Source organism: Pseudonocardia sp. ICBG1293 (genome assembly GCF_020131355.1).
In the GTDB taxonomy this organism is placed as follows: Bacteria; Actinomycetota; Actinomycetes; order Mycobacteriales; family Pseudonocardiaceae; genus Pseudonocardia.
This window is the reverse complement of record NZ_JAHLEL010000085.1, coordinates 41,343-61,194: the sequence shown is the minus strand read 5'-3', so window position 1 is coordinate 61,194 and position 19,852 is coordinate 41,343. Positions and strand designations below refer to the sequence as shown.

Annotated in this window: 14 protein-coding genes; 8 read left to right on the top strand and 6 right to left on the bottom strand. The window is 75.1% G+C overall.

Annotated elements, in window-relative coordinates; genetic code table 11:
* Window positions 1-6 precede the first annotated feature (6 nt).
* The gene (locus KPF47_RS36890) at window positions 7-1,122 is read left to right on the top strand and encodes an ROK family transcriptional regulator (protein WP_224392998.1); all 1,116 of its coding nucleotides are present in this window, start codon (window positions 7-9) and stop codon (window positions 1,120-1,122) included.
* A 20-nt stretch (window positions 1,123-1,142) separates the two neighbouring features.
* On the opposite strand, the gene KPF47_RS36885 is transcribed toward KPF47_RS36890, so the two are convergent.
* Window positions 1,143-2,156 (bottom strand): LacI family DNA-binding transcriptional regulator, encoded by a 1,014-nt coding sequence (locus KPF47_RS36885; RefSeq protein WP_224392997.1) that lies wholly within the window; start codon window positions 2,154-2,156, stop codon window positions 1,143-1,145.
* Between the two features lie 137 nt (window positions 2,157-2,293).
* Between KPF47_RS36885 and KPF47_RS36880 the strand changes: the two genes are divergently transcribed.
* The 6 genes from KPF47_RS36880 (at window position 2,294) to KPF47_RS40670 (ending at window position 10,855) form a co-directional block, all read left to right on the top strand.
* A complete protein-coding gene (locus KPF47_RS36880; protein ID WP_224392996.1) occupies window positions 2,294-3,613 on the top strand; it encodes an extracellular solute-binding protein in 1,320 nt (439 codons plus the stop codon).
* Window positions 3,610-4,506: a carbohydrate ABC transporter permease gene (locus KPF47_RS36875; protein ID WP_224392995.1), complete on the top strand. Its 897-nt coding sequence runs from the start codon at window positions 3,610-3,612 to the stop codon at window positions 4,504-4,506. The genes KPF47_RS36880 and KPF47_RS36875 overlap by 4 nt, the downstream gene beginning before the upstream one ends.
* A 5-nt stretch (window positions 4,507-4,511) precedes the next feature.
* On the top strand, window positions 4,512-5,414 hold the full coding sequence (locus KPF47_RS36870) for a carbohydrate ABC transporter permease (protein WP_224392994.1): 903 nt from the start codon (window positions 4,512-4,514) through the stop codon (window positions 5,412-5,414).
* A gap of 28 nt (window positions 5,415-5,442) precedes the next feature.
* Window positions 5,443-7,788: a glycoside hydrolase family 3 N-terminal domain-containing protein gene (locus tag KPF47_RS36865; protein WP_224392993.1), complete on the top strand. Its 2,346-nt coding sequence runs from the start codon at window positions 5,443-5,445 to the stop codon at window positions 7,786-7,788.
* 279 nt (window positions 7,789-8,067) lie between these two features.
* Window positions 8,068-9,927 carry a prolyl oligopeptidase family serine peptidase gene (locus KPF47_RS40675; protein WP_224392992.1) on the top strand — a complete coding sequence of 620 codons (1,860 nt, stop codon included), beginning with the start codon at window positions 8,068-8,070 and terminating at the stop codon, window positions 9,925-9,927.
* Entirely contained in the window at window positions 9,920-10,855 is a 936-nt protein-coding gene (locus KPF47_RS40670; RefSeq protein WP_224392991.1) for an alpha/beta hydrolase, read from the top strand. The genes KPF47_RS40675 and KPF47_RS40670 overlap by 8 nt, the downstream gene beginning before the upstream one ends.
* A 13-nt stretch (window positions 10,856-10,868) precedes the next feature.
* Here KPF47_RS40670 and KPF47_RS36850 read toward each other — a convergent pair whose 3' ends face one another.
* The 3 genes from KPF47_RS36850 to KPF47_RS36840 form a co-directional block, all read right to left on the bottom strand.
* Window positions 10,869-12,422 carry a serine/threonine-protein kinase gene (locus tag KPF47_RS36850; RefSeq protein WP_224392990.1) on the bottom strand — a complete coding sequence of 518 codons (1,554 nt, stop codon included), beginning with the start codon at window positions 12,420-12,422 and terminating at the stop codon, window positions 10,869-10,871.
* A gap of 139 nt (window positions 12,423-12,561) precedes the next feature.
* Window positions 12,562-14,160: a transglycosylase family protein gene (locus tag KPF47_RS36845; RefSeq protein WP_224392989.1), complete on the bottom strand. Its 1,599-nt coding sequence runs from the start codon at window positions 14,158-14,160 to the stop codon at window positions 12,562-12,564.
* 159 nt (window positions 14,161-14,319) lie between these two features.
* A complete protein-coding gene (locus KPF47_RS36840; protein ID WP_224392988.1) occupies window positions 14,320-14,946 on the bottom strand; it encodes a DsbA family protein in 627 nt (208 codons plus the stop codon).
* A gap of 98 nt (window positions 14,947-15,044) precedes the next feature.
* Between KPF47_RS36840 and pepN the strand changes: the two genes are divergently transcribed.
* Window positions 15,045-17,651: an aminopeptidase N gene (pepN, locus tag KPF47_RS36835; protein ID WP_224392987.1), complete on the top strand. Its 2,607-nt coding sequence runs from the start codon at window positions 15,045-15,047 to the stop codon at window positions 17,649-17,651.
* Between the two features lie 60 nt (window positions 17,652-17,711).
* Here pepN and KPF47_RS36830 read toward each other — a convergent pair whose 3' ends face one another.
* Together KPF47_RS36830 and KPF47_RS40665 are read right to left on the bottom strand one after the other, a co-directional pair.
* Window positions 17,712-18,086: a hypothetical protein gene (locus KPF47_RS36830; RefSeq protein ID WP_224392986.1), complete on the bottom strand. Its 375-nt coding sequence runs from the start codon at window positions 18,084-18,086 to the stop codon at window positions 17,712-17,714.
* Window positions 18,087-18,204: 118 nt separating this feature from the next.
* Window positions 18,205-19,764, bottom strand: coding sequence for a sensor histidine kinase KdpD (locus tag KPF47_RS40665; RefSeq protein ID WP_224392985.1), 1,560 nt, complete (start codon window positions 19,762-19,764; stop codon window positions 18,205-18,207).
* Window positions 19,765-19,852 lie beyond the last annotated feature (88 nt).

Here is a 19,852-nt window from a genome sequence, read left to right as displayed (position 1 = left end):
GCACGCATGGACGCGAGCAGCCGGATCGCCGCCGGTGACCTGCGGCGACACCATCTCGGACTGGTGCTGGGCGAGGTCGTCCACGGGTCCGCGATCAGCCGCGCGGGTATCGCCGCGGCGACCGGACTGACCCGGTCGACGGTCTCCGGACTCACCGCGGAGCTGCTCGCCGGCGGCCTCGTCCGGGACATCGGCGCCGGTCCGGGCGCCACGTCGGGCCGTCCCGGCCGCCGTCTGGTCCCGGACCCGGCCGGCCCGGTCGGCATCGCCCTGCAGGTCGAACAGGACGGCGTCGGCGGCTGTCTGGTCGACCTCGCGGGACGGGCCGGCGCCCGCCGGTGGCACCGGACCGGGATCGCCGGGAGCCCGCCGCAGCGGGCCGCCCGCGCCCTGGCGCCGGTCCTGCGCGAGCTCCTGCTCGCCGCGGCCGGCGGGGACCGGCCCGCCGCCGGGATCGTGCTGGCGGTGCCCGGCGTCGTCGCCGGTCCCTGGCCCGCCGCGACCGCCGCGGTGAGCTCACCCGCGCTGGGCTGGGACGCCGTCGCGATCGGCGCACCGGTCGCGGCCGAGGCGGAGCGGCTCGGGGCGGGCGGGATCGCGCTGGAGGTCCGCTGTGCCGCCGCACTGGCCGCGGAGGCCGAGCCGGACGCCGGACCGGCGGGGGGCACGACCGTGCACGTCGGCGGGTACAGCGAGATCGGCGTGGCCCTGGTCCGCGACGGGCGGGCCGGGGGCCGCGCCGCGACCCGGTTCGGGCATCTCACCGCCCGGCCGGGCGGTGCTGCGTGCCCGTGCGGCCGGCGCGGCTGCCTGGTCGTCGAGACCCGTCCCGACGTGCAGCCCGACCCGGGCCGATCGGGCCGGCTGCTCGGGCGGGCCCTCGCCGGGTTCGCCGCTCCCATCGACCCGGACCGCGTGGTGCTGGGCGGCCGGTTCGCCGCCGCCGGACCGGCGTTCGCCGCCGCGGTGACCGCGGAGCTGCACCGGCACGGCATCCCGGCGGACCGGGTCGCCCCGGCCACGCTCGGGGCCGACGCGGCCCTGCGCGGCGCCGGGCGGGCCGCACTCGCCCCGGTGATCGCCGACCCGTGGGCCTGGATCACCGGCGAGACGACGCCGTGACGCGGCGACGCGGGCGCGGCTCAGCCGGCCGGCGCGGCGGTGCTCGCGCGGACGACCAGCTCGGTGGCCAGCTCCAGGCGGGCCGCGGCCCCGGTGACGTCGGCCCGCGGCTCGTCCAGGGCCAGCCGCACCGACTCCCCCGCCATCCGGGCCAACGGCTGGCGCACCGTGGTGAGCGCGGGGCTCAGGTACTCGCAGACGGTGATGTCGTCGAACCCCACCACCGACAGGTCCTCCGGCACCCGCAGGCCACGCCGGTCGGCCTCCTGGTACACCCCCACCGCCTGCATGTCCGACCCGGCGAAGACGGCGGTGGGCGGGTCGGGCAGGTCCAGCAGGGCCGCGGCCCCGGCCCGCCCGCCCCCGACGAGGAAGTCGCCGTGGCGCACGAGCTCCTCGTGGGCCTCGATCCCGGCCCGCCGCAGCGCCGCCCGGTAGCCGTCCACCCGCTGCTGGCTCGAGCTCAACCGTGGCGGCCCGGAGACGATGCCGAGCCGCCGGTGCCCGAGCGCGACCAGGTGTTCGGTCGCGGCCAGCCCGCCCGCCCAGTTGGTCGCACCGACCGTGGGGAACGAGGGCGGGGCGTCACCCACCGGGTCCAGCAGGACCACCGGCGCCTCCAGGGCGGCCAGCCGGTCGGAGGTCTCCGGGTCGCGGTCGCCGACGACCACCACGACCCCGTCGCTGCCCCGCCCGGCGATCCGGTCGAGCCAGGCCCGCGAGCCGGGGTCGTCGTAGCCGGTCGTGTTGAGCACGACCTGCCGGTCGGTGCGCCGGGCCTCGGCCTCGGCGCCCCGCAGCACCTCCATCGCCCAGAACGAGTCGAGCCGGTCGACGACCACGTCGACCAGCCCCGTCCGGCGTCGCGACGACCCACCGCGACGGCGGTAGCCGCTCTCGGCGACGACCTGCTGCACCAGCTCGCGGGTGGACCGGGCGACGTCGGCCCGCCCGTTGAGGACCTTGGAGACGGTCGGGACCGAGACACCCGCCTGTTCGGCGACCTCGGCGATCGTCACACGACTGCGTTTCACGCCCGCACCTTATCGAAACTTTCAAAGATCGTCGTCGGCGAAATGCCGTCTTGACGACCCCGTTCAGGCGCTCTAACTTGCGTTCATCGCGTTCGCAAGTCTCGGAAACTTTCGATCGACTGCTCAAGGGAGAGCCCATGTCGACCTGGTCACGCGTCCGCCGCACCGTCCTCGCGGCCGCACTCGCCACCGGTCTCGCCGCCGTCGCCGCCTGCGGGGGGACCGCCGGTCCACAAGCCGGCGGCGGCGCCGGTCAACTCACCCTCTGGACCCTGCAGAACGAGGGGATCAACTCCGTCCAGCAGGGCGCCGTGGACCGCTTCAACGAGACCGGTGGTCCGCAGATCGACCTGACCACCTACCTCAACGACCCCTACAAGTCCGCTCTGCAGACCGCCATCGGCTCGCCGAACGGACCGGACGTCTTCTACAACTGGGGCGGGGGGAACCTGAAGGGCTACGCCGACGCCGGACAGGCCGCCGACCTCACCGCGGCGCTCGACGCCCGGCCGGAGGTGAAGCAGGCCTTCCTGCCGCAGGTGCTGGAGACCGGCACGATCGACGGCAAGGTCTACGGCATCCCCATGCAGGGCGTGCAGCCGCTGTCGTTCTTCTACAACAAGGACGTGTTCGCCCAGGCGGGCATCACCGAGTTCCCGACCACCTGGCAGGGCTTCCTCGACACCGTCGACCGGCTCAAGGCCGCCGGAGTGCAGCCGATCGCGCTCGCCGGGGCCCAGTCGTGGACCGAGATGATGTACCCGGAGTACCTGCTCGACCGGGTCGGCGGCTCGGAGAAGTTCCAGGCCATCGCCGACGGCAAGCCCGGCGCCTGGCGCGACCCGGCCGTGGTGCAGGCGATGACGATGGTCCAGGACCTGGTGGACCGCGGCGCGTTCGGCACCAACTTCACCGCCGTCGACTACGACAACCAGGCCTCCCAGGCCCTGCTGACCAGCGGCCGCGCGGCGATCGAGCTGATGGGCTCCTGGCAGGTCACCAGCCTCAACGACAACTTCCCCGACTTCCTGGAGCAGGGCAAGCTCGGCTGGGCACCGTTCCCGGCCGTCGAGGGCGGCGCGGGCGACCCCAGCACCGTGATCGGCAACCCGTCGAACTACTACTCGGTCAGCGCGCGCTCAGCCGACGTCCCGGCGGCGACGGACTTCCTGCTCACGCAGATGACCGACCCGCAGTACGTGCAGGGCATGCTGGAGAACGGCCAGGTCCCCGCCCTGACGGGCATCGAGCAGCAGGTCGGCTCGACCGGGCCGTTCGCGGACTTCAACACCTACACCTACGACCAGACCAAGAACGCCGCGACGTTCGTGCAGTCGTGGGACCAGGCGCTGCCCGCCGCCGAGGCGCAGACCATGCTGACCAACCTCTCCAAGGTCTTCACCAAGGAGCTGACGCCGCAGCAGTTCGCCGAGGCGATGGACAGCGCCGGCCGATGAGCACCACGTCGGTGACCGGGTCGGGGCGGCCCGGGTTCGTCTGGGCCGCCCCCGCCCTGGCCTTCTTCGCGCTCTTCGCGCTGCTGCCGATGCTGGCCGTCGTCGTGCTCAGCTTCACCGTCTACGACGGCCTGTCCGCGCCCCGGTGGACCGGGCTCGACAACTGGGTCCGGCTCGGTTCGGACCCGCTGTTCACCGAGTCGCTGCAGCTGTCGTTCATCCTGACCGGGGTCTCCTGGGTGGCGCAGACCGCCGTCGCACTGCCGCTGGGGGTCTGGCTCGCCGGGCGCGGCCGGTCGCGGGCGGTGCTGGCGGCCCTGTTCTTCGTGCCGCTGCTGATGTCCAGCGCCGCCATCGCGGTGCTGTGGGGTACCCTGTTCGACCCGAACTTCGGGCTGGCGTCGGTGCTCGGTCCGCTGGTCGGCATCGAGGACGGCAACATCATCGGCAGCAACCGGTACGCCTTCGCCGCGGTGATCGCCGTGATCGCCTGGCAGTACATGCCGTTCCACACCCTGCTCTACCAGGCGGCGGCCCGGGCGATCCCGGCCCAGCTCTACGAGGCCGCACTGATCGACGGGGCCGGACGCTGGCGGACCTTCGTCTCGATCACCGTCCCGCAGCTGCGGGACACGATCATCACCTCCGGCGTGCTGATCGTGGTCGGCTCCATGACGACGTTCGAGGTCGTGCTGATCCTGACCGGCGGCGGGCCCGGCACCGCCACCCGGATCCTCCCGCTGCACATGTACCTGGAGGGGTTCCGCAGCTTCGACATGGGCTACGCGAGCGCACTGGCCGTCGTGCTGCTGGTGCTGGGCACCACGCTCTCGCTGGTGATCGCCCGGGTGACCGGCTACCGCCGGATGACCAGCCAACGGGAGGGGATGTGAGCACGATGTCCACCACCACGACCACCGGTCCCGCCCCCGGGCGGGACGCACCCCCCGCGCCGGCCGGCCCGCCGCGGCCGGGCCGGGTCCGCCGTACCCGTCCGAACCTCGTCGGGGGCCTCGGCGCGGGCGTCTGGTTCGTCGTGGTCGCCGTCCCGCTGTACTTCCTGCTCGTCACCAGTTTCCGGGCGTCGTCGGACTACCTGTCCGACGGACCGCTCGCGGTGCCCTCGGGCCTGACGACCGACAACTACCTCGAGGTGCTGACCTCGAACTTCCCGCGCTACTTCCTCAACAACGTCCTGGTCGCGGCGGCCTGCGTCGCGATCGTGCTCGTCCTGGCGCTGCCCGCGGCGTACGCGATCGTCCGCAGCCGCAGCCGCTGGGTCGCCCGCGGCTTCACCGTCCTGCTGCTCGGGCTCGCCGTGCCCGCCCAGGCCGTGATCGTCCCGCTGTACCTGATGGTCACCCAGCTGCGGCTCTACGACACCCTGCTCGCGATCATCCTGCCGACGGCGGCGTTCGCGCTGCCGCTCGCCGTGGTCGTGCTGTCCTCGAGCCTGCGCGACATCCCGGGCGAGCTGTTCGAGGCCGCGGTGCTCGACGGGGCGGGCCCCGGACGGGTGCTGGTGTCGCTCGTGCTGCCGCTGGCCCGCCCCGGGCTCGCGACGATCGGCATCTTCACCGCGTTGCAGGCGTGGAACGGCTTCCTGTTCCCGCTGGTCCTGACCCAGAACGCGTCGGTACGCGTGCTGACGCTGGGGCTGTGGGACTTCCAGGGCCAGTACGGCACGAACGTCCCGCTGATCACCGCCGCGGTGCTGCTGTCGCTGCTGCCGTTGCTCGTCGTCTACCTGCTCGGGCGCCGCTTCCTGCTCGCCGGCCTCACCGCCGGCGCCGGCCGCTGAGCCCCTCCCCGACCCGCGAAAGGCCCTCATGAGCACGGATCTGTCCCCGTCCGCGACCACCGGCTCCGACCCGCGTCCCGCCGCCCTGCTCGCCCGGATGACCCTGGAGGAGAAGCTCGCCCAGCTCGTCGGGCTGTGGGAGGGGCGTGACCACGCCGCCGACACCGACACCGACGGCGACGTCGCGCCGATGCAGGACTCGATGCAGGCCGACCACGCGGGCTTCGACTCCTTCGCCCGCGACGGCCTCGGCCAGCTCACCCGGGTGTTCGGCACCGCCCCGGTGGAGCCGGCCGACGGCCTGGCCCACCTCGCCGACCGGCAGCGCAGGCTGGGCTCGGCGACCCGGCTGGGGATCCCGGCCCTGGTGCACGAGGAGTGCCTGACCGGGCTCGCCGCCTGGCGGGCGACGACGTTCCCGGCGCCGCCGAGCTGGGGCGCGGCGTTCGACCCGGACCTGGTCGAGGAGATGGCGGCCGCGATCGGGACGACGATGGCCGGTCTCGGGGTGCACCAGGGCCTCGCCCCGGTCCTCGACGTGGTCCGCGACGCCCGCTGGGGCCGGGTCGAGGAGTGCATCGGGGAGGACCCCTACCTGGTCGGCACGATCGGCACGGCCTACGTGCGCGGGCTGCAGTCCGCGGGTGTCGTCGCCACGCTCAAGCACTTCGTCGGCTACTCCGCCTCGCAGTCGGGGCGCAACCTCGCGCCGGTGCACGCGGGGCCCCGTGAGCTGGCCGACGTGCTGCTTCCGCCGTTCGAGATGGCGGTGCTCGACGGCGGTGCCGGCTCGGTCATGAACTCCTACGCCGAGGTCGACGGGCTCCCGGTGGCGGCCGACGCAGGCCTGCTCACCGGGGTGCTGCGCGACCGGTGGGGCTTCACCGGCACCGTCGTCGCCGACTACTTCTCCATCGCGTTCCTGCACACCCTGCACGGGACCGCGGGCGACCTCGGCTCCGCCGCCGAGCAGGCGCTGGTCGCGGGGATCGACGTGGAGCTGCCCACCGGCACCGCGTACCTGGGTCCGCTGGCCGACCGGGTCCGCTCGGGCGCGCTGCCCGAGCACGTCGTCGACCGGGCCGTGCTGCGGGTGCTGGAGCAGAAGGCCCACCTCGGGCTGCTCGACGACGACGCCGCGGCCCGCGCCGCGGACCGGGCCACCGCACGCGCCGCGGCGCCGGTCGACCTGGACCCGCCGGAGCACCGCGCGATCGCCGCCCGGCTGGCGGAGCAGTCGGTCGTGCTGCTGCACGACGACGGCGTCCTGCCGCTCGCGCCCGGCACCGGCCGCATCGCCGTCCTGGGCCCGAACGCCGACGACCCGGCCGCGCTGATGGGCTGCTACAGCTTCGCCAACCACGTCCTGCCCCAGCATCCGGGCACGGAGCTGGGCCTGGACGTGCCGACCGTGCTCGACGCCCTGCGTCGTGAGCGGCCGGGCGCCGAGCTGGTCCACGTGCGGGGGTGCGACGTCGACACCTCCGACCGGTCGGGCTTCGACGCGGCGGTGCGGGCCGCGGCGGACTGCGAGGTGGCCGTCGTCGTGGCCGGTGACCGGGCCGGGCTGTTCGGTCGTGGCACCTCCGGCGAGGGCTGCGACACCGACACGCTGGAGCTGCCCGGGGTGCAGCGGGAGTTCGTCGAGGCCGTCCTGGACGGCGGCACACCGGTGGTGCTCGTGCTGCTGACCGGCCGTCCCTACGTGCTGGACTGGGCGCTGGCCCGGTGCGCGGCCGTGGTGCAGGCGTTCTTCCCCGGACAGGAGGGCGCCGGGGCGGTCGCCGGGGTGCTCTCCGGCCGGGTCAACCCCTCCGGGCGGCTCCCGGTGAGCCTGCCCCGGTCGGCGGGGGCACAGCCGTACTCCTACCTGCACCCCCGGCTCGGCGCGGCGAGCCCGGTGACCGCGATCGACACCGCACCGGTCCGGCCGTTCGGGTTCGGGCTGAGCTACACCCGGTTCAGCCACTCCGACCTGCGGATCGACCGGACGCGGGTACCCACCGACGGAGCGTTCACGGTGACCTGCCGGGTCCGCAACGACGGCGACCGCGCGGGTGCCGACGTCGTCCAGCTCTACGGCACCGACACCGTCGCCTCGGTCACCCGGCCGCAGCGCGCCCTGCTCGGGTACGCGCGGGTGCCGCTCGAGCCCGGGGCCGCCGCCGACGTCGTGTTCGACGTGCCGGCCCGCAGGCTCGCGCTGCACGACCGGAGGATGTGCCACGTGGTCGAGCCCGGTGCCGTGGAGCTGTTCGTCGGCACCTCCTGCACTGACCCGGTGCTGCACGGCGCCGTCGAGCTGGTCGGCCCGGTGCACGAGGTCCGGATCACCGACCGGCGGATCGTCGAGGTCCGGGTCGTCCCCTGCTGACCGCGACGGTTGTCACCCCCCGGAAACGCGGTGGGTCTTGCGGCGGGACCACGATCCACGTGAGGTGGTCCCATGTGCGGCGTCGCGGGCGGGATCCGGGTCGACGGCCCCGCCCCTGACACGGGGCCGGTCCCGGACGCCGGGGCCACGCCGCCCGGCCGGTATCGTCGAGGTACCGGTCGGGCACCGGCGTCCGGGCAGGCACCGCGTCGGGGGCGTGCACCGGTGGCCCGTCCGCGCGTCCGCGTCCCGCAGCGGCACGAACGGGGGTGGTGACGGGTGGGGACCGTACGGGCGGGCGCACCCGTCCCGGACACCGGGACCGTGTGGTCCGCCGGGGCCGAACCCGGGCACCACGCGCCCGCCGTGTCCCCCGACGGCACCCGGATCGCCTGGATCTCCGACCGGACCGGGCGCCCGCGGGTGCACGTCGCGACGCTGCCGCCGGACGGGCCGGTCGACCCGAACACGGCGACGGTGCCGGAGGCCCCCGGCCCGCACGCCGACGTGACGGCACTGTCCTGGTCACCCGACGGCAGCCGGATCGCGGTGCAGGTCGCGCCGTGCGGGGGCGACCGCACCCGGGTGGCGCTGCTCGACCCCGACGGCGGGCCCGCCGTGGGGATCGCGACCCGGGCCACCGCCGTCGTGCTGGGGGCGTGGGCCCCGAGCGGCCGGTCGCTGGGCGTCACCGTCCTGTCCGACGCGACCCCGCGCGGCACCGAGCCGGGCGACGGCACCGCCTGCCTGGTCGACGTGCGCGACGGCTCCTCCACCGTGCTCGGGTCCGGACAGTCGGCCGTCGTGCAGGCGGTGTCGGCCGACGGGCGACGGGTCGTGCTGCGCACCGGGCGCCGCGGCGAGCGCGCCCTGGAGCTGGTCGACCTGCACCGCGGCACCCGGGACCGGGTGATCGGCGGGCCCGGCGGGGCGCTGACCGCCGCCGGCCGGTTCGGGAGCGCCCCCGGCACGCTCTGGGTGCACACCGACGCCGACCGCGAGCACGCCGCGCTGCTCGCCGTCGCGCTCGGCACCGCGGGCGAGCACCGCGTGTCCCCGGCGCGCCCGGTCGCCGTCCGGCCCGGCGCCGACCTGGAGGTGGTGGCGCTGGACCCGGCAGGCCCGCGGGCCGCGCTGGTGTGGAACGTCGGCGGGCGCAGCCAGGTCGAGATCGCCGACCTGCGCGGTGGCAGGCCGGAGCGGTTGCCCGCGCCGTGCGACGTCGTGACCGGAGTGGCCTTCGCCCGCGACGGCGTGTCGCTGCTGGTCGCGGGCCACTCGCCGGGGGTGGCGCCGTACGTGGTGCGGCTGCCGCTCGACGCCCGCCCGGCCACACCACTGCTCGGCGGGACCCCGGTGACGCCCCGGCCCCCGCGCCCGGAGGCGGTCGGCTTCCCGGCCGAGGACGGGCTGCGGCTGGCCGGGTGGCTGCACCGGCCGTCGTCGCCGACGGGGGTGGGGTTCGTCTGGCTGCACGGCGGCCCGGAGTCCGAGGAACGGCCCGGCTGGGCGCCGCTGCTGCACGGTCTGGTCGCCGCCGGGGTCACCGTGCTCACGCCGAACGTGCGCGGGTCCTCCGGGCGCGGGCGGGCCTTCGCCCGGCTCGACGACGGCGCGCTGCGGCCGGGCTCGGTCACCGACGTGCGGGCCGCGACCCGGCTGCTGGCCGGGGTGCCCGACGTCGACCGCCGCCGGATCGTCGTCGGCGGCCGGTCCTACGGGGGCTTCCTCACCCTCGCCGCGCTGACCCGCTTCCCGGAGCTGTTCGCGGCCGGCGTCGACGTGTGCGGCATGTCCGACATGACCGCCTTCTACGCCGACTCCGAGCCGTGGATCAGCGGTCCCGCGACCACCGAGTACGGGCACCCGCTGCGGGACCGGGCGCTGCTGGAGGAGCTGTCGCCGCTGCGCGCGGCGGACCGGATCGACGCGCCGCTGCTGGTCGTGCACGGCGAGCACGACACGAACGTCCCGCTGTCCCAGGCGCTCGCGATCCACGCGGCGCTGTCGCGCCGCGACGCCCCGGTGGAGCTGCTGCGCATCCCGGACGAGGGTCACGAGGTGCACGACCGGCACACCCGGGCCGCGGCGAACGCCCGGATCGTGGAGTTCGTGGCCGCGGTGGCCGCCCGTGGCTGACCGGGTGTCGCGCCCGGGGTGGGCGGTCGCGGTCCGGGCACTGGCCGGGATCGTCGCCGTGGTGGTCGTGCTGGGGATCGTGGTGGTCTCCCGGGCGGTGCTGCTCGCCGGGCACCCCGCCTACCCGGTGCTGCTGGTCGTCGTCGCGCTGGTGGGGCTGGTGCTGGTGCTGCGCTCGGGCCGCCGGGCCCGGCCCGGACGGCTGCGCGCCGTCGGCCGGGGCGCGGGGACGCTGCTGCTGCTCGCCCTGGTCGCGGCGGTGGTGTGGCTGCGCCCGTACCCGGCAGACCCGGTCGCCGTCGCGGCGACCGAGCCGTCCGGGCGGGTCGCCGTGGTGCACACCGCGACGACCTGGGAGCTGCGTCCCGCCGGCCCGGCGGCGGACGGCGACGGAGTCGGGTTCGTGTTCGTCCCCGGCGCCCTGGTCGACCCGCGCGCCTACCTGCCGCTGCTGCGCCCGCTCGCCGAGCAGGGGGTGCGGGTGGTGGTGACCGCACCGCCACTGGGGATCGCGCTGACCGACCCCGGCGCCGTGGCCCGTGCGGTCGGCTCGGCGCCGGAGATCCGGACCTGGGCGGTCGGGGGGCACTCGCTCGGCGGGGTCGCGGCGTCGCGGGCGCTGGAGGTGCCGGGGGTGCGCGGGCTGGTGCTGTGGGCCTCCTACCCGGCCGCGGACGTCTCGCGCGCGCCGGTGACGGCCCTGTCGGTGTCCGGCTCGCGCGACGCGCTGGCCACCCCGGACGCGGTCGCCGACTCGTGGGCGCAGCTGCCGCCGGGCACCCGGTTCGTGGTCGTCGACGGCGGCGTGCACGCCTTCTTCGGCGACTACGGCCCGCAGACCGGTGACGGCGAGCCCGGCACCGACCGGGCGAGCGCGCAGGCCCGGATCGTCGCGGAGACGGCCCGGTTCGTCACCGGGCTGCGCTGAGCCGGGCCGGCGGTCACGCCGTGCTGAACGACTGCAGGATCTCCTGGCCCTCGCTGTCGGTGCCGACGACGAACCGGTAGTTCTCCCGGGTCGTCGTGCCGTCGTTGCGCATGAACACGACGGTCGCGGTGACGGTGTTCGGGCCCGCGTTGCGCAGGTTCTCGGCGTAGACGTTGCGCACGCTGCTGTAGAAGGTCCGGAAGCCCTGGATGCCCTGGCTCTGGGCCTGTGCCTGCGGGCTGAGCATCGCGAACGCGCCGTCGATGTCACCGGGCAGCATCCGGTAGTAGTTCTGCACGAACGAGACCGGATCCTGCACCTGCCCGGTGCCGGTGGTCGGCGTCGGCGACGCGGTGGTCGACGGCGCGGGGGTGGTCGTCGGCGCCGCACCCGTCGTCGGTGCCCCGCTCGTCGGCGGGGCGGCGACGGCCGGAGGGGCGTCCTGCTGCCGGCTGGTCGAGTAGACGCCGAACGCGACACCGCCGCCGACCACGAGCAGCACCGCGACCGCCCCGAGCACGACGGGGAGGCGGCGGCCCCGTCCGGCTCCCGAACGGGTCGCGCCGCCGCGTCCGCCCCGGCCCCCGGGGCCCGGGATGACCTGCGGGGCGGGCACGGCCGGGGCGTCGACGACGGTCCCGCCGCCCTGCGCCTCCAGACCGTCCGCCGCGCCCGCCGCGTCACCGGTGTCCATCACCGCGGTCGCCGTCGACGGCGTCGCGAGACCGGCCACGGAACGGCCCGCGGCGATCCGGGCGAGCGCCTCGCGGGCCTGGGCGGCGCTGGGCCGCTCGGCCGGGTCGTTGGACAACAGCCGCATCAGCAGCGCGGTCAGCGGGCCCGCGTCCCGCGGCGGGGTGATCGCGCCGGTGGCGACCTTGTGGAGCAGGGCGTAGGCGTTGTCGTCGAGGCCGAACGGCGGTTCCCCCTCGACCGAGGCGTAGAGCATCGCGCCGAGCGCGAAGATGTCCGAGGCGGCCGTCGGCTCCTGGCCGCGCGCGACCTCCGGGGCGAGGAACGCCGGGGTACCGGCGATGACACCGGTGCGGGTCAGCTGCACGTCGTCGACGGCGCGGGACACCCCGAAGTCGGTGATCTTCGCCCGGCCGTCCTCGGCGATCAGGACGTTGCCCGGCTTGATGTCGCGGTGCACGACCCCCGCGGTGTGCGCGGCGGCCAGCCCGTCGGCGACCTGACGGCCGATCGCGGCGGCCTCCCGCGGCGGGATCGGGCCCTTCTCCGCGAGCACCGCGGCCAGCGAGCGCGACGGCAGGTACTCCATGACCAGCCACGGACGGTCGTCGTGGACGACGACGTCGAACATGCTGATCACGTGCGCGTGCTGCAGGCGGGCGCCGATCCGGCCCTCCCGCAGGATCCGCTGGCGGGACTCCTCCAGCTGCTCGTCCGACGGCAGGGCCGCCGCCAGCAGCTCCTTGACCGCCACCGTGCGGTTCAGCAGCTCGTCCGTCCCCCGCCACACGGCACCCATCGCACCGGCACCGATCCGCTCGTCGAGCCGGTAGCGGTTCCCGATCCGGTGGGCGTCGGGGGTGGGCGAACTCATGAGGTCCAAGGGTAGGGAATCGGAGCGGGACCGCCGTCGGCAGGGCAGGTGCTGCGGACGACCGGGAGAGGGACCACGGACCCTACGCGACCACCGGTCGCGCAGCCAGCGACCGTACGCCACACCACAGGACCAGCCATCACCTCGGAAGGCCCAGCTTGCGGGCACAGGCCGGCCACGATCCGTAACCACCGCGGGCGTCGCGGACCCTGGTCGCGATCTCGATCTGCTGCTCCTTGCTCGCGCCGTCGGCGGTGGGGGCGTACGTCGTGCCGCCGAAGTCGCTCCAGGTGCCCTTGTCGAACTGGAGGCCGCCGTAGTAGCCGTTGCCGGTCGAGATGGCCCAGTCCCCGGAGGACTCGCACTGCGCCAGCCGGTCCCACGACGGGTCGGCCGCCGTCGGCGACGCCGAGGGCGCCGGTTCCTTCTTCGGCTCCGGCTCCGGGGCGGGTGCGACGGGGGCCGCCGTCCCGGCACCGTCCTCCCCGCCGTCCTCCCCGTCGCCGCCGTTCCCGTCGGTGCTCTCCTCCCCGCCGCTCCCCGCGCTCCGGCCGTCCGCCCCGTCACCGTCGCCGCGGCCGTCCTCCCGCGTCCCTCCGTCGCGGTCCGGACCGCCGCCGGAGTCGTCACCGGGGGAATCGCCACCGGGGGCGTCACCGGGGCCGGTCCCCTCGTCCGGGGACGGGTCGTCGTCCGGGGAGGCGCCACTCCCACCGCGGTCGTCGTCCCGGCCGCCGGATCCGGCACCGCCGAAGTCCCGGTCCTCGGGCTCGGAACCGGATGCCGGGCCGTCCCCGGCGCTGCCGCCCCGGCGGTGGCCGGGCCCCCCGCCGCCGGGGCTCCCGTCCCCCGCGGAACCGTCGGCACGGAGGTCCGGGGAGTCCTCACCGGAGGCGGCCCCGCCACCGGAGCCTCCGTCGGGTCCCGGGCCACCGGGCCGCCCGTCGTCACCACCGCCGCCGTCGCCGCTGCCATCGGCGCTGCCCGCGCCCTCGCTGCCGTCGCCGTCGCTGCCGTCGCCGTCGCCGTCGTCGCCCTCGCTGTCGTCGCCCTCGCTGCCGCCGCCCTCGCCGCCCTCGTGGCTGCCGTCCCCGCCGCTGCCGTGGCCGTCGCCGTGGTCGCGCTCGCCGCGGTGGCCGACCTCCGAGCCCTCGCCCGGTCCGGGGTCGCCCCCCGGGCCTGCTCCGGTCCGGGAGCCGCCGTCACCCGCCCCGCCGGACCGCGCCGGGGTCTCGGCGGAGGGCACCCGCTCCCCCACCGCCCGGGCGATCGCGGCGGCGTCCGGGGCGCCGTACCCGGCGGCGGCGTCGTCCACCACCAGCACCCAGTCGGTGCCGCCGGTCCCGCCCCGCGGCGCCGGGAACCGGGCGACGCCGGAGCTCGCGATCTGCACCAGCTCCAGCGTGGCGCCGGTCGAGGGCTGCACCCACCAGGGACGGGCGGTGACCCCGGAGAGCAGGTCCAGGTCGAGCACCACGTCGCTGCCCACGGGGGTGTGGCCGAGGACGTAGGAGCCGTCCTCGGCCCCGGCGATGCGCACCCGGCTGTCCACCGCCGCGGCGCGCACGGTGAAGGCGCCGTCGGAGTACGGGCTCAACGACGTCCGCGGCACCGCGTCGGCGAGCTCGCCCCGGCCCAGCACCGCGCCGACCGCGAGCTGCCCACCCGCGAGCGTCCCGGCGACCAGCGCCACCGCTCCGAGCAGCGACGTCGTCCGACGCGAGAACCAGGTGTCCACGGCCGCGCACTCTGGCGCCCCGCCCCGGCCCCCGCGGTCGAACCGGCGATCCCGTTCGCGATCGCGAGCGGCCGCCGTCGCGGGTCACCGACGACGGAGGGGGCCGGTGCCGGGTCGGCACCGGCCCCCTCGGCCGCGGCGATCACCCGCCGGAGCAGGTCAGTAGTCGAAGGACGGGTCCTCGGTCCGGGTGCGCTTGAGCTCGAAGAAGTGCGGGTTCTCGGCCAGCAGCCGGGCCCCGTCGAACAGCCGGCCCGCGTCCTCGCCCTTCGGGACGCGGGAGATGACAGGCCCGAAGAACGCCACGCCGTCGACGTGGATGGTCGGGGTGCCGACGTCCAGGCCCACCGGGTCCATGCCCTCGTGGTGGCTGGCGCGCAGCTTCTCGTCGTAGTCGGTGGAGTGCGCGGCCGCGGCCAGCGACTCCGGCAGGCCGACCTCCTTCAGCGCGCCGGCGATGACGTCGTCGAAGTCCTTGTTCTGCTGGTTGTGGATCCGCTCGCCCAGTGCGGTGTAGAGCGGCGCGAGCACCTCGGTGCCGTGCTGCTCGGCGGCGGCGATGCACACCCGCACCGGGCCCCATCCCTTCTTCATCATCTCCACGTACTGCTCGGGCAGGTCACGGCCCTCATTCAGCACGGACAGGCTCATCACGTGCCAGGTGAGGTCGACGTCGCGGACCTTCTCCACCTCCAGCACCCGGCGGGAGGTCAGCCACGCCCAGGGACACAGCGGGTCGAACCAGATGTCGATGCGGGCCTTGCCGTCGGCAGCAGCGGTCGTCATGTACGGCGCAACGCACACCACGCGCCGCCGATTCCACGGGCCGCGCCGGACCCACCGTGATTGGATGCCGGACGACACCACACCCGGAGAGGACCTACGTGACCCCGCCCAACCTCACCCGTACCCAGGCCGAGGAGCGCGCGGCGCTGCTCGACGTCTCCACCTACGACGTCACGATCGACCTGACCGACGGCGCCGGAGCACCCTCCGAGCGGACGTTCGCGGTGACGACGACGGTGCGCTTCACCGCCGCCGAGCCCGGCGGGAGCACGTGGATCGAGTGGGTGGGCGACGGCATCGTCTCGGCGACGCTGAACGGCACCGGGCTGGACGCCGGCTCGTGGACCGAGGAGGACGGCCTGGCGCTGCCCGGCCTCGCCGCGGAGAACGAACTGACGATCGTCGCGACCGGGCTCTACACCAACACCGGTGAGGGCCTGCACCGCTTCGTCGACCCGGTCGACCAGGCCGTCTACCTCTACTCGCAGTTCGAGACGGCCGACTGCAAGCGCCTGTTCCCCTGCTTCGACCAGCCCGACCTGAAGGCCCGCTACACGCTCACCGTGACCGCGCCGGAGGACTGGAAGGTCGTCTCCAACGCGCCGGCGACCGTCGAGGGCGGGGTGCACCGATTCGAGCGGACCGAGATCCTGTCCACCTACCTGGTGGCACTGATCGCCGGCCCGTACGCGAGCTGGCACGACACCTACCGCGACGAGCACGCCGAGATCCCGCTCGGCATCTTCTGCCGCGCCTCGCTGGCCCCGCACATGGACCACGAGCGGATCTTCACCGAGACCCGGCAGGGCTTCGACTTCTACCACCGCAACTTCGGCGTGACCTACCCGTTCGGCAAGTACGACCAGCTGTTCGTCCCGGAGTTCAACGCGGGCGCGATGGAGAACGCCGGCGCGATCACCTTCCTGGAGGACTACGTCTTCCGGTCGCGGGTCACCCGCACGCTCTACGAGCGGCGGGCCGAGACGATCCTGCACGAGATGGCGCACATGTGGTTCGGCGACCTCGTCACCATGCGCTGGTGGGACGACCTGTGGCTCAACGAGTCGTTCGCGACCTGGGCCAGCGTGCTGTGCCAGGCCGAGGCCACCGAGTACACCGGCGCCTGGACGACGTTCGCGAACCTGGAGAAGTCCTGGGCCTACCGACAGGACCAGCTGCCCTCGACGCACCCGATCGCCGCGGACATCCCGGACCTGCAGGCCGTCGAGGTCAACTTCGACGGCATCACCTACGCCAAGGGCGCCTCGGTGCTCAAGCAGCTCGTGGCCTACGTGGGGCTGGAGCCGTTCCTGGCCGGGCTGCGCGACTACTTCGCCGCGCACGCCTGGGGCAACGCCACCTTCGACGACCTGCTGGGCTCGCTGGAGAAGGCATCGGGGCGCGACCTGTCGGACTGGGGTGCGCAGTGGCTGCGCACCACCGGGCTGAACCTGCTGCGCCCGTCGTTCGGTGTCGACGAGGCCGGGAAGTTCACCTCGTTCGACGTCGTGCAGGGCGGCGCCCGGCCGGGCGCCGGTGAGCTGCGCACGCACCGGATCGCCGTCGGCGTCTACGACGACGACCCGGAGACCGGCAAGCTGGTCCGCACCCACCGCGTCGAGCTGGACATCTCCGGCGAGCGCACGCCCGTCCCGGAGCTGGTCGGGCTGCCCCGCGGCAAGCTCGTGCTGGTCAACGACGACGACCTCACCTACTGCGCCCTGCGCCTGGACCCGGGCTCGCTGGCGACGCTGGTGGACCGGATCGGCGACATCGCCGACTCGCTGCCGCGCACCCTGTGCTGGTCCTCGGCGTGGGAGATGACCCGCGAGGCCGAGCTCAAGGCCCGCGACTTCGTCACGCTGGTGGCGGGCGGTTTCGACACCGAGTCCGAGATCGGCGTGGTGCAGCGGCTGCTGCTGCAGGCCCAGACCGCGACGGCGTCGTACTGCACCCCGGAGTGGGCGGACGGGCGCGGCTGGCCGCTGCTGACCGACGCGCTGCGGTTCCGCCTCGACACCGCACCGCCGGAGTCGGACGTCCAGCTGGCCGTGGTCAACGCGCTGACCGCCTCGGTGCTGCCGGAGAACACGCTGGACCGTATGAAGGGCTGGCTGCTCGACGTCGACGTGCCGAAGGGCCTCACCGTCGACGCGGACCTGCGCTGGCGGCTGCTGCACGCACTCGTCGCGCACGGGCGGGCCGGCGAGACCGAGATCGCCGAGGAGGCCGAGCGCGACGCCACCTCGACCGGGGCCCGGCAGGCCGAGCGGGCCCGTGCGCTGATCCCGACCGCCGAGGCCAAGGAGCGGGCCTGGCAGCGTGCGGTGCACGACGACTCGCTGCCGAACGCGATCAACGAGTCGACCATCTCGGGGTTCGCCCACCCGGCGCTGTCGCGGGTCGCCCCCGGCCTGCTCGACGGCTACGTGCAGCGCTACTTCGACGAGATCGACGGGGTGTGGGCCCGCCGGACCTCCGAGCTGGCGCAGAACGTCGTCGTCGGGCTGTTCCCGTCCTGGGCGGTCGCCGAGCCGACCGTCGCGGCCGCCGACGCCTGGCTGGCCGACGAGTCGAAGCCGGCGTCGCTGCGCAGGCTCGTGTCCGAGGGGCGCGCCGGGATCGTCCGCGCGCTGGCCGCCCGGGAGTTCGACGGTCAGGCCACCCCGGACCCGGAGCGGACCACCGCGGTCCAGCAGCCCTGACCCACGCACGACGGCGCCCCGGGAGCCGAGCTCCCGGGGCGCCGTTCGCGTGTCGGGGGGTCAGCGGCGGCGCAGCCACCGCCGCAGCGGGTTCGCCGACGCCGGCTCGTCGGCGGAGCGGAAGCCCGCGCAGGCACGCGGCCCGCAGCTGCCGCAGTCGGTGCCCGGGCGGTAGTGCTCGTGCATCTCCTGCGGGTGGCCGCAGGTACAGAGCCCCACCTGCCCGACGACGGGCGTGGGCGGCCCGGCCGGGGTCCGCGGCTCGGACGGGGTGCGCGGCCGGGGCAGCGCCGGGACGGGCTCCAGGCCCGTCGGCGGTGTCAGGACCGCGGCCGTGGGGGTGGCGGGGGTCCTGCGGTCGGTGCCGTCGTTCTCGTGCGCCATGGTGACCTCCTTCGTGCCGGCGAACGGCAGCGCGGACGACCATCGCGTCATCGCACCGTGCCGTTGCGTCACCCAGTATGAGATCGCGTGGGGCGCGTGGGAATGGCTCGCGGCGACGAAAAGACCTTCCGTGGACGGAACGGCAGGTCGCGGACACGCCGCCACCCGATCAGCGGGCCACCGGAAGTGTGAGTACGGCAAGACAGCCGCGGGGTGCGTCCACCGTACGGAGTACCAGGGTGCCGCCGTGTTCCTGAGCGAGCTGCGCGCTGATGTGCAGCCCGAGCCCGGAACCGCCCGCGGCCTCGTCGTGCCGCCCCCGGACGATCTCGAGCTGTTCCTGCCCGCCGGGCAGACCGGGGCCGTGGTCCCGGACCTCGACGGCGACCAGTCCCGGCTCGTCGGCGAGGCGGGCCCGCACCACCACCGGGGTCCGGGGCGCGTGCCGGTCGCAGTTGGCCAGCAGGTTCGTCACGACCTGGCGGGTGAGCGACGCGGGCGCGGCGACCGGGGGCAGGCCGTCCTGGGTGTCGAGGGTGATGCCGCGGCCGTCGCGCAGGTCCACCAGGGTCCGCAGCGCCTCCCCGACGTCGTGCCCGCCGCCGGTGTCGGCCTGCGGGGCCGGGGCGGCCGGGGCGTAGGCCGGGCCGTAGTCGAGCAGGGCGGCGGCGCGCCCGTCGACCATCGGGTCGGTCGCGGTGTCCTCGGCGACGATCGGGGTCTGCAGCATCCGGCGCAGCCTGTCCAGCTCGGCGAGCACCGCCTCGCGCATCCGGGCGACCTGCGGGTCGTCGCCGGGACGGGTCGTCAGCAGCTGCGCGGCCCCGGCCAGGCCGGCCAGGCCGTTGCGCAGCTCGTGGTCGCGCTCGGCGGTCTGGCCGGTGGCCCGCTCGAGCAGCGCCGACGCCTCGCCCAGGGTGTCCTGGAGCTGGTCGTAGTCGTCCTGCATCCGGGTCACCGCCCGCAGCGCCATGGTCAGCAGCGCGGCGAGCACGACGGCCATCCCCAGCACCCGCAGCGACGGGTAGACCAGGCCGACCGTGGGCGCCTGGCCCGGGACGATCGCCCGGTACAGCTGCGACACCGCCACGATCAGCAGACCGAGCCCCATCCGGGCCCGCACGCGGCTCGGGCGGCGGTAGCCGTCGAGCAGGAACAGCACCGCGACCAGCGCCCAGCCGCTCTGCACGACCACCGAGTACAGCGGCGAGCTCGCCAGCACCCGGGTGAGCGAGCTCTCCGCCTGCGAGGCGACGACCGCGCCGATGACGAGGGCGACCCCGGCGAGCGCCCAGCCGCCCCAGGCCCCGAGGACGGCCGGTGGCCGCAGCGCGGCGACCAGGATGCACAGGCTGATCACGAACATGGTGAGCACGGCCAGCCGCGGGGTGCCCTCCGGGTTCTGCGGCAGGACCAGTGCGGACAGCGGGAGGAGCACCACCCCGTAGAGCAGCAGGGCGGCCCCGAACCAGGACGGCCGCGGGTCCCCGGACAGCCGGCCCGTCACCAGGGCCACGATCGCCGCCGCCGAGCCGACCGCGGCCGCGACCAGGGTGAGCACCGCCGTCGCGTCGGAGATGTCGATCCTGCCGTCGACCACGGCGGGGCGGCTGACGGCCACCACCAGGACGGCCAGCACCGCGACGACCAGCACGTCGGTGAGGTGACCCGCCAGGAACCGGGCCCTCCGCTGCGGCCCCAGCACCACGCCGAGGAAACCGGACGCCACATCCCCTCCGCTCCGAAGATGTCGCCGGAATGATGAGAAAGCGATGATAGGACTCGTCATTCTCGGCGACCGTCGGTGGCCGTGCTGT